The 14,855-nt window shown below is 63.6% G+C and carries 18 protein-coding genes; 7 read left to right on the top strand and 11 right to left on the bottom strand.

Features of this window, described 5'->3' with window-relative positions; all coding sequences use genetic code 11:
- The 6 genes from I8N66_RS30785 to I8N66_RS30760 form a co-directional block, all read left to right on the top strand.
- Positions 1-1,199 (top strand): amidohydrolase (locus I8N66_RS30785; RefSeq protein WP_291162261.1); only part of this gene is annotated, 1,199 nt, incomplete at its 5' end.
- Positions 1,200-1,232: 33 nt separating this feature from the next.
- A complete protein-coding gene (locus I8N66_RS30780) occupies positions 1,233-1,952 on the top strand; it encodes an ABC transporter permease subunit (protein ID WP_291162258.1) in 720 nt (239 codons plus the stop codon).
- Positions 1,952-2,674, top strand: coding sequence for an ABC transporter permease (locus I8N66_RS30775; protein WP_291162255.1), 723 nt, complete (start codon positions 1,952-1,954; stop codon positions 2,672-2,674). The genes I8N66_RS30780 and I8N66_RS30775 overlap by 1 nt, the downstream gene beginning before the upstream one ends.
- Before the next feature lie 2 nt (positions 2,675-2,676).
- The gene (locus I8N66_RS30770) at positions 2,677-3,453 is read left to right on the top strand and encodes an ATP-binding cassette domain-containing protein (protein ID WP_291162264.1); all 777 of its coding nucleotides are present in this window, start codon (positions 2,677-2,679) and stop codon (positions 3,451-3,453) included.
- A 69-nt stretch (positions 3,454-3,522) separates the two neighbouring features.
- Positions 3,523-4,380, top strand: a complete 858-nt coding sequence (locus I8N66_RS30765; protein WP_291162252.1) for a transporter substrate-binding domain-containing protein — start codon at positions 3,523-3,525, stop codon at positions 4,378-4,380.
- A gap of 489 nt (positions 4,381-4,869) precedes the next feature.
- Positions 4,870-5,337 (top strand): SRPBCC family protein, encoded by a 468-nt coding sequence (locus I8N66_RS30760; RefSeq protein WP_291162249.1) that lies wholly within the window; start codon positions 4,870-4,872, stop codon positions 5,335-5,337.
- Between the two features lie 122 nt (positions 5,338-5,459).
- Here the strand turns inward: I8N66_RS30760 and I8N66_RS30755 are convergent, their stop codons facing one another.
- A complete protein-coding gene (locus I8N66_RS30755) occupies positions 5,460-5,672 on the bottom strand; it encodes a hypothetical protein (RefSeq protein WP_291162246.1) in 213 nt (70 codons plus the stop codon).
- A gap of 234 nt (positions 5,673-5,906) precedes the next feature.
- Here I8N66_RS30755 and I8N66_RS30750 point away from each other — a divergent pair, with 234 nt between their 5' ends.
- The gene (locus tag I8N66_RS30750; RefSeq protein WP_291162243.1) at positions 5,907-6,392 is read left to right on the top strand and encodes a BA14K family protein; all 486 of its coding nucleotides are present in this window, start codon (positions 5,907-5,909) and stop codon (positions 6,390-6,392) included.
- A gap of 123 nt (positions 6,393-6,515) precedes the next feature.
- On the opposite strand, the gene I8N66_RS30745 is transcribed toward I8N66_RS30750, so the two are convergent.
- The 10 genes from I8N66_RS30745 to I8N66_RS30700 all read right to left on the bottom strand — a co-directional run bounded on the left by I8N66_RS30745 (position 6,516) and on the right by I8N66_RS30700 (position 14,687).
- On the bottom strand, positions 6,516-6,827 hold the full coding sequence (locus tag I8N66_RS30745; protein WP_291162241.1) for a hypothetical protein: 312 nt from the start codon (positions 6,825-6,827) through the stop codon (positions 6,516-6,518).
- Between the two features lie 215 nt (positions 6,828-7,042).
- A complete protein-coding gene (locus I8N66_RS30740; RefSeq protein ID WP_291162239.1) occupies positions 7,043-7,717 on the bottom strand; it encodes a hypothetical protein in 675 nt (224 codons plus the stop codon).
- A 123-nt stretch (positions 7,718-7,840) separates the two neighbouring features.
- A complete protein-coding gene (locus tag I8N66_RS30735; protein WP_291162236.1) occupies positions 7,841-8,524 on the bottom strand; it encodes a hypothetical protein in 684 nt (227 codons plus the stop codon).
- Between the two features lie 137 nt (positions 8,525-8,661).
- Entirely contained in the window at positions 8,662-10,734 is a 2,073-nt protein-coding gene (locus tag I8N66_RS30730) for an ASKHA domain-containing protein (RefSeq protein ID WP_291162233.1), read from the bottom strand.
- A 187-nt stretch (positions 10,735-10,921) separates the two neighbouring features.
- Positions 10,922-11,254 (bottom strand): hypothetical protein, encoded by a 333-nt coding sequence (locus tag I8N66_RS30725; protein ID WP_291162229.1) that lies wholly within the window; start codon positions 11,252-11,254, stop codon positions 10,922-10,924.
- Positions 11,255-11,301: 47 nt separating this feature from the next.
- Positions 11,302-11,604 carry a hypothetical protein gene (locus I8N66_RS30720; protein WP_291162226.1) on the bottom strand — a complete coding sequence of 101 codons (303 nt, stop codon included), beginning with the start codon at positions 11,602-11,604 and terminating at the stop codon, positions 11,302-11,304.
- Positions 11,605-11,642: 38 nt separating this feature from the next.
- Complete coding sequence (locus I8N66_RS30715) at positions 11,643-12,608, bottom strand: methyltetrahydrofolate cobalamin methyltransferase (protein ID WP_291162223.1); 966 nt, start codon at positions 12,606-12,608, stop codon at positions 11,643-11,645.
- Positions 12,609-12,701: 93 nt separating this feature from the next.
- Positions 12,702-13,793 carry a methylenetetrahydrofolate reductase gene (locus I8N66_RS30710; RefSeq protein ID WP_113539302.1) on the bottom strand — a complete coding sequence of 364 codons (1,092 nt, stop codon included), beginning with the start codon at positions 13,791-13,793 and terminating at the stop codon, positions 12,702-12,704.
- Positions 13,790-14,392, bottom strand: coding sequence for a methylenetetrahydrofolate reductase C-terminal domain-containing protein (locus I8N66_RS30705; protein ID WP_291162218.1), 603 nt, complete (start codon positions 14,390-14,392; stop codon positions 13,790-13,792). Before I8N66_RS30705 ends, I8N66_RS30710 begins: the two co-directional genes overlap by 4 nt.
- On the bottom strand, positions 14,385-14,687 hold the full coding sequence (locus I8N66_RS30700; protein WP_113539304.1) for a virulence factor: 303 nt from the start codon (positions 14,685-14,687) through the stop codon (positions 14,385-14,387). Before I8N66_RS30700 ends, I8N66_RS30705 begins: the two co-directional genes overlap by 8 nt.
- Positions 14,688-14,855 lie beyond the last annotated feature (168 nt).

Below are 14,855 nucleotides of genomic sequence, written 5' to 3'. Positions count from 1 at the left end.
GGCTGAGCCAGGAGGCAGGCGTCGCTGAGGAACGGCCGCTTGTCGAAGGCGGCAACGGACATGGCTGCGGCCACAATCTGCTTGGCGCCGGCGCGATGATGGCGGCGACCGCCGTCAAGGATTACCTCGCTGCCAAGGGCATCAAGGGGCGGGTGCGGTATTACGGCTGCCCGGCGGAAGAGGGCGGCTCGTCCAAGGGTTTCATGGTGCGCGCCGGCGTCTTCGACGATGTCGATATCGCCATCTCCTGGCACCCCGCACCCTTTGCCGGCGTTAACAATCCGATCTCGCTTGCCTGCAACGAGCTCGACTTCCGCTTCAGCGGCCGGGCCTCGCATGCATCCGCAGCCCCCCATCTCGGCCGCAGCGCGCTCGATGCGCTCGAACTGATGAATGTCGGGGTCAACTACCTGCGCGAACACATGCCATCGTCGGCGCGCATCCACTATGCGGTGACCGATACGGGCGGCAACGCGCCGAATGTGGTTCAGGCCCGGGCCAAGGCCCGATATCTCGTGCGCGCCCGCAGCCTGCCGGAACTGCTCGACCTCGTCGAACGGGTGCGCAGCGTCGCCAAGGGCGCAGCGATGATGACCGGAACCACGGTCACCGACGAGATCGTCAGCGGCGACGCCAACCTGATCGGCAACACGCCGCTCGAAGCGCTGATGCACCGCCAGCTCGAGCATTTGGGCCCGCCTGAGTTCGACGAGGACGACCGGCGGATGGCGGCAAAGTTCCAGGAGACCTTTACCGGCGAGGATATCGCCTCTGCCTTCGAGCGTTTCGGCCTGAAGCTGCGGCGCGGCGTTTCGCTCTGCGATACGATCTTTCCGCCGGAAAACGGCGCCGGCACGCTCGTCGGCTCCACCGATGTCGGAACGGTGAGCTGGGTGGTGCCGACCGTGCAGATGCGCGGCGCGACCTACGCGATCGGTACGCCCGGCCATTCCTGGCAGCTGGTCGCGCAAGGCAAGCTGCCGGCCGCGCACAAGGGCATGGAACATGCGGCCAAGGTGATGGCGAGCACGGCGGTGGAGCTGATCCTCGATCCCGCGCTCATCACTGCTGCCAAGGCGGACCACGCGGCACGGCTGGAGGGCACGCCCTTCGTCAATCCCATTCCTGACGATGTCGATCCGCCGATCCCCGGGGTCGGCGACGTGAAACTGCCGATCCCCGGGGTGAACCATGGTTAAGTCATCGATCGACAAGCGAAGGGAGGCGCTGAGATGACTGAGCCCGGTTTCCTTGACATCATCAGCGTCGGGCCGGACGGCTGGGGCCCGGCGCTTGCCGCCGGCGCCTGGATGACGATCCTGATCGCGATCGCAGGGTTTGTGATCGGCGGCGTCATCGGCACCTTCGGTGCCTGGGCGAAAATCTCCGGCGGACCGATCGTGCGCCGTTGCGCCGAGACCTATACCACCGTGCTTCGCGGCATTCCCGACCTCCTGGTCATCTATCTCTTCTATTTCGGCGGCAGCGCCGTGGTGACGGCCGTCGGCCAATTGTTCGGTGCGGAGGGCTTCGTCAGCTTCCCTGGCTTCATCGCCGGTGCGCTTGCCGTCGGCATCACCTCCGGCGCCCAGCAGACCGAGGTCTATCGCGGCGCGTTTCGCGCCGTGCATCCGGGCGAGCTGGAGGCGGCAACGGCGTGCGGCATGGGGCGGCTGCTCAAGTTCCGCCGCATCACCGCGCCCTTGACGCTGCGTTATGCGTTGCCGGGCCTTGGCAACGTCTGGCAGGTGGTGCTGAAGGAATCCGCACTGGTCTCGGTCACCGGTGTCGTTGAACTCTTGCGCCAGGCGCAGATCGGTGCCGGATCGACCAGCCGTCCCTTCGACTTCTTCTTCATCGCAGCGATGATCTATCTCGCCATTTCCACAGTCTCGGGCCTCGTTCTTCAGGTCACCGAGCGCCGGTTCTCGCGCGGCGTCAGGAGGGGTTGATGGATATCCGGTTTGCCCTCGAAACCTTCTGGAGCCTGGCGGCGGCCCTGCCGCTGACGCTGGAGCTTGCCGCGACATCGATCGCGCTCGGTTCGGTGCTGGCTCTCGGGTTGGCGCTCGCCCGTCTTTCGGGAATCCTCGCGCTCGATCTCTTTGCTCGCACTTACGTGTTCCTCTTCCGCGGCACACCGCTGCTCGTGCAGATCTTCCTGATCTATTACGGCCTCAGCCAGTTTCCGGCGGTGCGTCACAGCATCTTCTGGCCGCTTCTGCGCGAGCCCTACTGGTGCGCGGTGCTGGCGCTGATGCTGAACACGGCTGCCTATGCCAGCGAGATCATCCGCGGCGGCCTGCTTTCTGTGCCGCACGGCCAGGTGGAGGCCGCAAGGGCCTGCGGCATGGGGCGCTTCATGATCTTCCGCCGCATCGTCATGCCGCAGGCGCTGCGCCAGGCGCTGCCCGGTTACGGCAACGAGATGATCTCCATGGTCAAGGCGACCTCGCTCGCCTCGATCATCACGCTGATGGAAATCACCGGCGTCGCCGCCAAGCTCATCTCGGAGAGCTACCGGGTGATCGAGGTCTTCGTCGTCGCCGGCGTCATCTATCTCGCCATCAACTTCGCGCTGACCCGGCTCGTTGCGTTTGCGGAACACAGGTTCAACCCGCAACTGCGCGCGCCGCTGCCGATCTCGGCCGAACTCAAGGGAGAAACCCATTGAACATGTCTGCCGCCGTTACCACGCCGGTCGCGATCCGCGTGCACGACCTTCACAAGAGCTTCGGCCCGATCGAGGTGCTGAAGGGCGTGTCGCTCGATGCGCGCGAGGGTGAGGTGATTTCCATCCTCGGATCCTCCGGCTCCGGCAAGTCGACGCTGCTTCGCTGCATCAACATGCTGGAGGTGCCGAATTCGGGCATGATCGAGGTTGCCGGCGAGGCGATCCGGCTCAAGACGTCCAGCGATGGGCGCAGCCGCCCGGCCGATCAGAAGCAGGTGGACCGCATCCGCTCCGAACTCGGCATGGTGTTCCAGAGCTTCAATCTCTGGTCCCACAAGACCGTTCTCGAAAACGTCATCGAGGCGCCGGTGCATGTGCTGAAGCGCCCGCGGGCGGAAGCGATCGAGGAGGCGGAGGCGCTGCTTGCGAAGGTCGGCATTGCCGACAAGCGCAACCACTATCCCTCGCATCTCTCCGGCGGCCAGCAGCAGCGCGCCGCAATCGCCCGTGCGCTGGCGATGCGCCCGAAGGCGATGCTCTTCGACGAGCCGACCTCGGCGCTTGACCCGGAGCTCGTCGGCGAAGTGCTGCGCGTCATGCGCGGGCTCGCCGAGGAGGGGCGCACCATGCTGGTGGTGACCCACGAGATGGGCTTCGCCCGCGACGTCTCCAGCCGCGTCGTGTTCGTGCACAAGGGCACCATCGAGGAGGAGGGACCGCCGCATGAGGTCTTCACCCATTCGAAGTCCGAGCGGTTCCGCCAGTTCATCAAGAGTTGATTGCGCCGGCTGCGGCCGGGCAATCGCAAGAGAACGACCAATCAACATCCACAAAAGGGGAATGCTGTAATGAAGAAGACGACCGCAATCATGGCGTCGGCGCTTGCCGTTGCCGCGGGGCTGATGTCCATGCCGGCGCAGGCCGAGGACAAGAAGTGGACGAAGGTGACGATCGCCACCGAAGGCGCCTTTCCGCCCTATAACCTGACCAAGGCGGACGGCACGCTCGACGGCTACGAGATCGAGCTCAGCAAGATCCTCTGCGACCATATGAAGGTCGAGTGCACCGTCATCGCCCAGTCCTTCGATGGCATGATCCCGGCGCTCAACGCCGGCAAGTTCGATGCGATCATGGCCGGCATGTCGGCCACCGAGAAGCGCAAGGAAGTCATCGACTTCTCGATATCCTATGGCAGCACCGGCCAGGCCTTCGCCACGCTGAAGGGCGGCGATCTCGAAACGCTGCCGATGAAGGGTGAGCTGTTCTCGCTCGCCTCCAACGAGGCCGGCGCGCGCAAGGCGGTCGACGAGCTGAAGCCGCTGATCGAGGGCAAGATCATCGGCGTCCAGACCGCTTCGATCGCGGCGCGCTTCATCGACGAATATCTGAAGGGCGTCGTCGAGGTGCGCGAGTACAAGACGACCGAGCAGCACGATCTCGATCTCGTCGCCGGCCGCGTCGATTTCGTCATGGCATCGATGGGTTACCTGAAGACATCAGTCGAAAAGCCCGCCAACAGCGACATGGTCATCACCGGCCCCCGCTTCCAGGGCGGCTTCCTCGGCGCCGGCAGCTCCGTCGGCCTACGCAAGAGCGACCCAGAGCTGAAGGCGCTGTTCGACGACGCGATTTCCGCTGCCAAGGCCGATGGCACCATCAAGCGCCTGTCCGAAAAGTGGTTCGGCTTCGACCTGACGCCGCAGTAAAGCCGGTCACCACCGCCATCAACGCAAGCGCCGCGCGTTCCATCCAATGCGCGGCGGTTTCGTCATTTCCGACCTTGTTTCGAACACAATCGCCCCCTATATACCCGGACATCGGTATTGCTTATGAGCGCTGAAAATTCTCGCCGCTCGCAATTGCCGCGTCGCTTTAGACTTTTGACCACGGATGTACTGGCACTGGTGTAAGAGCGATGATGAGGAAGGTCGGTGCGGTTTCGCCCCGGCCTTTTTTGTTGTCTGCATAGCGCTTCTGCCTGACGTCGATTGGCCGACTTCACGTGCCGCCGATCCAATCGGCCTGATAATTGCGGGAAAGGGCTTGATCGGTTCTGCTGGTAAAAGCTTGTCGCCTGCTCGATGATCGATGAACATCCAATGTTTGGTTCAGAGGATGGCGGTCAGCCACAACCGTGTGACCCGCGGACTTGCGACCTATGACGATCGCCTGTGACGATCAATGGGAGGCAGCGCATGCAAGTGATCGTGCCAGCCCCGGTGCGGAAATCTGTCACCGTCAGCGCCCCAGCGGAGCGCGTCTTCGAGAATTTCACGGCCCGAATGGGCGACTGGTGGCTGAAGACCCATAGCCTGACCACGAGCGGGCAGAAGACTGTCGTCGTCGAGCCTCGGGCCGGCGGGCGCTGGTATGAAATCGGCATGTCGGGCGAGGAGAAGGACTGGGGGCGGGTGCTCGCCTACGAGCCGCCGAGGCGCATCCTCTTTGCCTGGCAGCTCAATGCCGAATGGACCTTCGATGAGGACTTCCGCACCGAGGTGGAGGTGACGTTCGAGCCGGCGGACGCCGGCGGCACGACCGTGCGGCTCGAGCATCGCGACCTCCAGAACTATGGCGCCAAAGCGGAGGAGGCCCGCAACTCGCTCGATTCCGAAGGCGGCTGGGCGGGGCTGCTCGGGGCGTTCGCGGCGAGGATCGGGTGAGGCGAAGGCCGGGCGAGGCCGGGCAGCCGATCGGCCGGCACTGTGCAGGGCAGGAAATCAGACGCAATGGATCCATAGCCAGCGTGATACATTGAGGGCGGCCCCAGCCGCCCTCAATGCCGTCAATCGTCGTACTTCGATACCTTGCCTCTCTGGCGGTTCTCATTGATCTTGCCATTTTTCCCGAGGCTTCCGGGCTTGTTGACCCCGCCGGCCAGTTCCACTGCTCCAACGGTTTTGGCTGCGGGATGCTTTTCGGCGGATGCTGGCGAAATGGCAGCGAAGGCGGAGCCCGCAAGAGCGAGCGATGCCGCCGCGGCAATGATGATCTTCATGAGTTGTGTCCTCGGTTCAAACCACGCGCATCAGGCGCGAGCGCCTTGGCTTAGCGCCGGCAGCACTTTGGCGACATACGGCAGCTGTCGTATTTCGATGACGATGGCGGACCCGAAATCTGGCCATGGTTAGCCGTGTCTTAAGAACTGATGTAGCGCCACGCCGCGCACGTTCATCCCACGTTCATGGCGAGTTCCGGAAAATGCCACGACGATTAACTGTTGGATGAAGTCATGAAGAGAATAGGTGCAGTCCTCGTAGCCGCGGTTACGGCACTGTCGGCGGTCTCGGCGCAGGCCGTGCCCATGTCGCCCGTTTCGGTGGGGCAGTCAGCCACCCAACCGGTCGAACTGGTCCACCACAAGCCAGGTCACTACGGCGGCCCGCCGCACAAGCGCGGATACGATGGCTACCGCTACGGCGGCAACCGCTACAATGCAGGCCCACGCTACGGCTATTACAATGGCTACGAGGGCTACCGTTACCGGCGCGATGGATACCGTCGCCACAGTGACGGTTGGTGGTATCCGCTGGCCGCCTTCGGGGCCGGTGTAGTCATCGGTGGCGCGATCGCGCAGCCACCTCGCAGGGTCTATTCCAATGCGCCGTCCGCCCACGTGCAATGGTGCTACGACCGCTATCGTTCGTACAACGCCTACGACAATACCTTCCAGCCCTATTACGGGCCGCGCCAGGAATGCGTGTCGCCGTATTATTGAGCTGTACGCCCAATCGCCGGCGGCCATGGGGTTCGGAGCCCCGATGGCCGTCGTCGGAGCGGCAGCGTGGCCCTCTTCAATCGGGCAACAAAGGTCCGCTCCGTTCGCGCTTCTGGCCCGCCACTACTTGGTCGGCGTCGGCCTCACCAGCGAAACGACACGCGGTTTCGAAGGCGCGTCCAGCCATTCGATCCACTTGTCCCGTTCCTCGATCGTGTCGAAGAACCGCCAGAGCTTGTAGTCCTCTTCGGTGGTCTGCAGCATCTCGCCGATCGAGACCAGCTCCATCGGCAGCTCCACCTCGTTGCCGTCGTAACGGATGAAGTAGATGCCTTCGGCGGCCATACGGATCACCTGGCCGGTGCCATAGGTGCCATCCGGATCGTCGACGGTGAAGTACATGCCGGTCAGGGTATCGATGATCTTGTTGTTCATGGGTTTTGGATGCCAGTTCAGGAGAAATGCTGTCGATCAGACGTTCGCCCGCCGCCGGGATTAAGGCAAGCCGAAATATCGTGTGTCCACGTCTGGTGCGCCCGACGAGGGCGGGGTTTGGAGCAATGGCAGGAAAAGCGTGAAACGGTTTCCTGCCATTGTGTTCCTTAAGAGAGATAGGCGGTTTCATTGGTTCGAAGCGACAATGAAACAGTCTAACCGGCCTCAGGCGGGCTCTGCTCTTCAAGGCGGCGCGCGCGCTCCCGTCGATAGTGCCGTTCAAACACGCTCAGATGCTCGAACGTAAAGCCGTCTTCTCCTGGCGTTGTGGCGCTGATGTCAGCCACGCTTTCGCCGTCGCGCACACGACGGGCAATCGTCAACGCTGCGACCCCCCGCTTCTTGAAGCGCTCTGGCCACCGATTGCGGCAGGGAACATCGAAATCGGCCGCCACGCGCCGGGACAGATCTTCGAACCGCTCGTCGGTCGTGAAAATCGCCCAGTCGATCGCTTTCAGCCGGACGCGAAGATCGAAGTCGTTGATGCAGTGCACCAGGCCTTCGGCGGCCGTGTCGTCGTACCAGCCGCTATCGATCAGATAGCCGACGAAGGCTCTGCGGCATCCTGCCAGCACATCGTCCGCCAGCTTGAGCACGGCGTCCTTGACGCTGTCGAAACGGGGCGAGACCTCGTAGAGATAGTATGACGCGCGCAGCCGGTCGCTGACGACCTCAGAATCGATAAGGTCAATAAGCAGCGACAGGTCGATGCCATCATCCCATCGTTTGAACACGGCCCAAAGTGCGCGGTAGGCGAGGTCGTTGCGATCCTTGGCCCTGCTCAGCTGCAGCAGGTCCGCGGTGGTATATCCGGAAATGTCGGTGTGCATGAAAAAGCGGATCTATAAATCCGCACGCTGGAGGCGGCGTCTGGTGCGGCCGTCAAGGGCCGGGGTTTGGAGGCATTGCGGGAAACGTGTGAAACGGTTTTCCCGCAATTGCGTTGAAACAGCCTATCCAGCCTCGGGCGCCGATGGCGGGCTCCGCCGGTTGAGCCGGCGCGTGCGCCGTCTTTGAGAGTGACCTTCAAACGCCTCCAGATACTCGAAGGAAAAACTGTCTTCTCCCGGGGTGGTGGTCCTGACCTCAGCCACGCTTTCCCCGCTGCGCACGCGGCGGGCAATCGTCAACGCCGCGAGCCCCCGCTTCTTGTACCGTTGCGTCCACGGATTGTTGCAGGGCATATCGAAATCGGCCACCACGCGCCGGGACACGTCTTCGAACCGCTCGTCGGTCGTCAGGATCGCCCATTTGATCGCTTTCAGCCGCACGTCCAGATCGCTGTCGTGGAGGCAGTTCACCAGGCCCTCGGCGGCCGTGTCGTCGTACCAGCCGCTGTTGACAAGATAGCCGACGAAGGCTCTGCGGCAGCCCGCCAGCACATCGTCCGCCAGCTTGAGCACGGCGTCCTTGACGCTGTCGAAACGGGGCGAGACCTCGTAGAGATAGTATGACGCGCGCAGCCGGTCGCTGACGACCTCAGAATCGATAAGGTCAATAAGCAGCGACAGGTCGATGCCGCCATCCCATCGCTTGAACACGGCGCAAAGTGCCCGGAAGGCGAGGTCGTCACAATCCTCAGCCCTGCTGAGCTGCAGCAGGTCCGCGGTGGAGTATCGGGAAATGTCGGTGTGCATGAAGAAGCGGATCTATAAATCCGCATGCTGGAGGCGGCGAAAGTGCCGACGCTGGTCGTCATAGCCCACTTTCCCCCGACGTGCAATCTTACCGATTGCAACTCGCCAGCGATGCGATGTGCCGCCCGAACGCTGGCCTATTCCCGGCTGCGCCGGCGCCGCCGGCCGCCACCCTCGCCATCGTCGCCGCCCGCCTTGCGCTCCGGCAAGGTCACCACCGTCGAAAGCTTCGGGAACGCGTCCACCTTGTTCGGCATCGCCATGGCGTTGACGAAATGCTCCTGAAACTTTGATTCAAGCGCCGTCTCTATCTTCTCGATTTTGCTGACGGTTTGCTCGATCTCGCGGCGGTGGCCGCGGTTCAGGAGCGCCATCAGCGCGCCGGTGCCGGCGGCGTTGCCGACGGCCTTCACGTCTTCGAGGTCGCAGTCCGGGATGAGGCCGAGCACCATCGCGTATTTCGGGTCGATGAAGGAGCCGAAGGCGCCGGCGAAGCGGATGGTGTCGACATGATCGACGCCCTGCTTTTCCATCAAGAGCTTGATGCCGGCATAAAGGGCGGCCTTGGCGAGCTGGATTGCGCGGATGTCGTTCTGCGTCACCGTGATGCGCGGCTCGCCGTCATGCAGCAGATAGGAGAAGGTGCGGCCGTTCGGGATGATGCGCGGGCTCTTTGCCGCCATTGCGCCATCGACGACGCCATCCTCGGAGATGATGCCGGAGAGATACATCTCGGCAACGATCTCGATGATCGCCGAGCCACAGATGCCGGTGACGCCGACGCTAGCCGCGGCTTCGTCAAAGCCATCCTCGTCGGACCACTTTTCGACGCCGATCACGCGGAAGCGCGGCTCCAGCGTTTCCGGGTTAATGCGAACGCGCTCGATCGCGCCGGGGGCGGCGCGCTGGCCCGACGAGATTTCCGCGCCCTCGAAGGCAGGCCCCGTCGGTGAAGAGGCGGCGACGACGCGGTCCTTGTTGCCGAGCACGATCTCGGCATTGGTGCCGACATCGACGAGCAGCATCATCTTGTCCTGGCGATAGGGCCCTTCCGAGAGCGTGGCGCCGGCGGCATCGGCGCCGACATGGCCGGCGATGCAGGGCAGCATATAGAGCCTGGCGCCGCGGTTGACGTCGATCTCCAGCTCGTGCGCCCAGTATTGCAGCGCGCCGGAGACGGCGAGCGCAAACGGTGCCTGGCCGAGTTCCGTCGGGTCGATGCCGAGGAACAGGTGATGCATGATCGGGTTGGCGACGTAGACCATGTCGAGAATGTCGTGGCGGTCGACCTCACCCTCGGCGCAGACCTTGCCGATCAGGCCGTTGACGGCCTCGCGCACGGCCTTGGTCATCGCCTCGCGCCCGTCCGGGTTCATCATCACGTAGGAGACGCGGCTCATCAGATCTTCGCCGAAACGGATCTGCGGGTTGGACGTGCCCGAAGACGCGACGATACGGCCGGAAAGCAGAGACACCAGGTGCATGGCAATGGTGGTCGAGCCGATATCGCAGGCAACGCCATAGGCTTCGTTCTTCAGGCCTGGCCACAGGCCGACGATGAAGGGACGCGAGGAATCCATGTCGCGGTGGATGGCAGCGGTAACGGCCCAGTTGCCTTTGCGCAGGATGCCCTGCACCTGCGGGATCAGGTGCGGCGCGATCAACAGGTCCTTCCAGCCCCAGTCCTTTTCCAGCATCACTTTCAGCCGGTCGAGATCGCCGAGCGGCTTGTGCATGTCGGGCTCGTCGACCTCGACATAGCAGAGCTGGATGGCGGCGTTGCGCTCGATCACCCGGTCGGTCGCGGCCTTGCGCACGACCTGGGCGTTAATGACGGTGTCCTGCGGCACGTCGATGACGAGATCGCCGAGGATCTGGGCGGAGCAGGAGAGACGGCGGCCATCCGGCAGGCCGCGGATCTTCTCGTAGCGATCTTCCTTGGCGCCCTTTTCCGAGATGTGGTCGTTGGACGAGACGATCTTGTGCTTGGCGAAGTTGCCTTCCTGCACCTCGATCTGACAGCGCCCGCAGGTGGCGCGGCCGCCGCACACACTTTCGACATAGACGCCGAGCTTGCGCGCCGCATCGAGAACCGGAGTGCCGACCGGGAAACGGCCGCGCTTGCCCGAAGGCATGAACAGCACCAGAGGATCCTTTTGTGCGGCTTCGGTCATGTTGGTCTCGATCTCGGAAGTGCCTTCGATGCGCATGCTCTAGTCTTTCGTCAGGTCCGCTTCAACTCCGGAGTGAAGCACCGATAAGGTGCTTCATCTCGCGAGCGAAGCACGGCTAAACGGTTTCAGACTGCACCGGAACGCCGCCCGATAGTTGTCCAATCCCGACATGCAAGCATCTGTTTCAAACAGTTAGGTCGTGAGGTGCGGCGGCAGGGCAGGACTACTTGCGCGACAGCCGCCGGGCGTTGCTGCGCACCCGCTTGCCATAGGGTCTGAGCGCTGCCGACGCAATCGCCGTTCCGTGGCCCGACGCCGTGCCGCCTGTCATCAGCCGCAGGGTGTTGTCAAAGGCAGCTTTCCAGAGCGCGACATTGACGGCCATTGCGCTTTCGGCCGTGGCGGCGATCTTCTCGGAGATCATGCGGTGAAGCTCGGTTACGTCGTGGGACTTGCCCGTCAGCGCTGCCATCTGCATCTCCTGCAGCCGGACGGCAATGACGAAGGGCGCTTCAAACCAGAGGGTTGCGGCATCGAGGCGAAGGCGGCGTGTCATGGTGATCTCCACTTTGCGTTGGCGGATGGATGAACCGACGTGCGTTGCTACGGCGCCCCGGCAAGTTTTACGACTGCGAATGCATGGGCAAAGGCCGCTGCGAGCACAGCCGAACTGCGCCAGAGGCAGGCCTTGATAACCCGCTCCTGTGGCCCGAAATTGACCTTCTTTGTGACCGTTGCGATCATTATTGCTCCAAGCACGACAGCGGTTGCGCCGATCACCGGCACAACATAGGTCCGGAGTGCTGCGTAAAACCGCTGAAACTCCGCCGCATCTTCAAAGAGCACATATCTGGTGATAACGACCAAAGGGAGAATGACGGCAAGGAGGCGCAACTGGCTTCTCATCGTCCTTCTCCCTTCGCGCGCTTCAGGTCGAACAGGAATTACTCGCTTGCAGCCGCACCGCCGGTGCGGGCCGCGCGGCCACCGCGACGTCCGCCGCCGGCGGCTGCCGCAGGTGCGGCGGCAACCACATGGCCGCCTTCGGCCGGCTTGTGGTCGCGGTAGGTCTTGATCCAGTGAGTGCAGTTCGGGTCGGTGCCGTTCAAGACGTTGGCGGCGCGCACGGCTTCCATTTCCTGCGGACGGCAGGGGTTCATGATTGCAGACGTCATGCCAGCGCCGATGACCATGGGGATGAAGCCGGCATTGATGCCGTGGCGGTGCGGCAGGCCGAAGGAGATGTTGGAGAGGCCGCAGGTGGTGTTGACCTTCAGTTCCTCACGCAGGCGTCGCAGCAGTGCGAAGACCTGCTGGCCGGCCGTGCCCATGGCGCCGATCGGCATGACCAGCGGGTCGACGACGATGTCATGCGGCTTGATGCCGTAGTCGGCGGCGCGCTCGACGATCTTCTTGGCAACGGCAAAGCGCACGTCCGGGTCCTCGGAAATGCCGGTCTCGTCGTTGGAGATGGCAACGACCGGCACGTCGTATTTCTTGCAGAGCGGCAGGATGGCCTCGAGCTTTTCTTCCTCGCCGGTGACCGAATTGACGAGCGGGCGGCCCTTGGCGACGCGCAGCGCGGCCTCGATCGCGGCGGTGACGGACGAGTCGATCGACAGCGGCACGTCGACGAGGCCCTGGACGATCTCCAGCGTCTTGACCAAGAGCGGCGGCTCGGTCTCGTTCGGGTTGACGGCGGTGACGCCGGCGTTGACGTCGAGCATGGTCGCGCCTGCTGCAACCTGCTCCAGCGCGTCCTTGATGACCGTGTCGAAGTTACCCTCGATCATCTCGGCGGCCAGCTTCTTGCGGCCGGTCGGGTTGATGCGTTCGCCGATGACGCAGAACGGCTGGTCGAAGCCGATGATGATCTCGCGGGTGGCGGAAGCGACGATGGTCCGGGTCATGCAGGGTCCTTTGTCCTGTGGCGGCGGGCGCTATGTAACCACGCCCTTGAAGTCGATGATAGCACCGGGGTCACCGGTGCCGGCTTTTCCTGTTCAATGCGTATGATGGGCCGCGGCTTCGGCCATCTGCTGCTGGTTCTCTTCCTTGCCTTCGCGGATCTGCTCCAGACGCTCGGCAACCAGCTGATCGGCGGGCAGTGTCTCGCGCTTCCAGGGCTTGCGGCCCTTCAAGACGCCCGATTCATGCACGATCTCTGCGACATATTCTTCCTGGCGGTAGGCCATCACGTGGATGCCGGAGACGCCTTCGATCTCCTTCACCTCGTTGATGATGTCGATGCAGAGCTGCTTGCCTTCCTTCTTCTGGTCCTGAGCGCCTTCCAGGCGTGCAACCACGCTGTCGGGAATATGGATGCCCGGCACGTTGGAGCGGATCCAGCGGGCGGTCTTGGCGGATGCCATCGGCCCGACGCCGACGAGGATGTAGCACTTCTCGTGCAGGCCGAGGTCGCGCACTTTCTTCATGTATTCGCGGAACATCGGTACGTCGAAGCAGTACTGGCTCTGCACGAACTGCGCCCCGGCCTCGATCTTCTTGGCGAGGCGATAGGGGCGGAAGTCGTAGGGCGGTGCGAAGGGGTTGATCGCAGCGCCGAGGAACACCTGCGGCGGTGTCGTCAGCTTGCGGCCCGAGAGGAACTTGGAGTTGTCGCGCATGATGCGCACGGTTTCGAGCAGCGACATGCAATCGAGGTCGAAGACGGGCTTGGCGCCCGGCTGGTCGCCGGCCTGCACGCCGTCGCCGGTGAGGCACATGATGTTCTGCACGCCCATGGCAGACGCGCCGAGCACGTCGCCCTGAATGGCGATGCGGTTCTTGTCGCGGCAGGCGATCTGCATGATCGGCGCATAGCCCATACGCGTCAGCAGCGCGCAAATGCCGACCGACGACATGTGGCAGTTGGCGCCAGACGCGTCGACCGCGTTGATGCCGTCCACCCAGCCGTCGAAGATCGCGGCGCGCTCGTAGACGTCCTGCGGGTTGGCACTGTCGGGCGGGTTGAGCTCGGCAGTGACGGCGAATTCGCCGCGGCGCAAAACCCGTTCAAGCCGGCCGCGGGAGGAATGGCCGGGCAGGGGCTCGAGCGGCGCGCCGGGGTCGAAGGGATTGATATCCGGTGTCATGCCTTGCCTTCCTTGGATGCCGCATCACGCCGCGCTGCGGCTTCCGCCGTCACGCGCAGCCAGGACGAGGTTTCGCGCAGCGACTGGTTGACCGGCTTCTGCACATTCATGATCGCGTCACCCTTCGTCATGTTCTGCGATCCCTTCCAGGCCTGCACCCAGACGCAGGGCATGTCCGGCTCCACCTCGCAATTGCCGTTGGCGCGCACGCCGCCGCAGGGGCCGTTGCGCAGCTGTTTCGGACAGTTCATCGGGCAGGACATGCCCGTCGACGACAGCGCGCACTGGCCGCACATGCGACAGTCGAACAGGAAGCCCTTCACGTGGCGCTCGACGAAAGTCACCGGGCGCTCGACCCGGCCGTAGCCGATGGCGTTCCACAGCGGATGAAGCAGCAGGAACATGTCGGCGAATCGGTTGTAGAACCATTCGAGGAAGCGGGAGTTGCGGACCGCCCAGAGGCGGACGGTATATTTGTGGCGCGAGCGGCGGCTCGGCGACACGCCTGAGGGCGTGAACGCGCCGGTTGCGGCCTTGGCGCCGGGTGCTGCGTTGCCCTTCAGGATCTTCTGCTCGCTCGGCGGTTTGGCATCAGCCATTGTCGCGGCCTCCGGCCTTGACGAGTGCGACCAGACGTTCGCGGTCATAGGCGGCTTCGAGCTCGGCGGCGGCGCTGTCGGCTTCCGTTTCCAGATCGTCGGAGACCGGCACCGGATCGGCCTTGCGCCATTCGGCGAGGTAGTCGTCGGTTTCAGCTGCACCGGTGCGCATGGCGCACATGTCGATCGCTTCGGTGAAGCGCAGCGACAGCTCGCGCTTCGCCGTCGTGCGGCCTTTCTTGATGATGACCTGGGCCGGAATGTCGCGCCAGTAGACGATAATGCGATCTGCCATCGGGTGTTGTTCTCCTCCCCCTGCATGTTTCCTTTGATCGGTTCCGATCAAAGGCCAGAAACATGCAGCACTCCTAAGCGCTGCTGCGACCTTTGCGCGTCTCATGAGACGCGCGGCGCTGTAGTGCGACAATGCGCATGTCCCGGCGTCCGGGCTCATCTCGCCACG

It is taken from the genome of Ensifer sp. SSB1 (genome assembly GCF_016652895.1).
Classification (GTDB): Bacteria; Pseudomonadota; Alphaproteobacteria; order Rhizobiales; family Rhizobiaceae; genus Ensifer.
The sequence above is the reverse complement of the archived record's forward strand: the minus strand, read 5'-3'. Positions and strand labels throughout refer to the sequence as shown.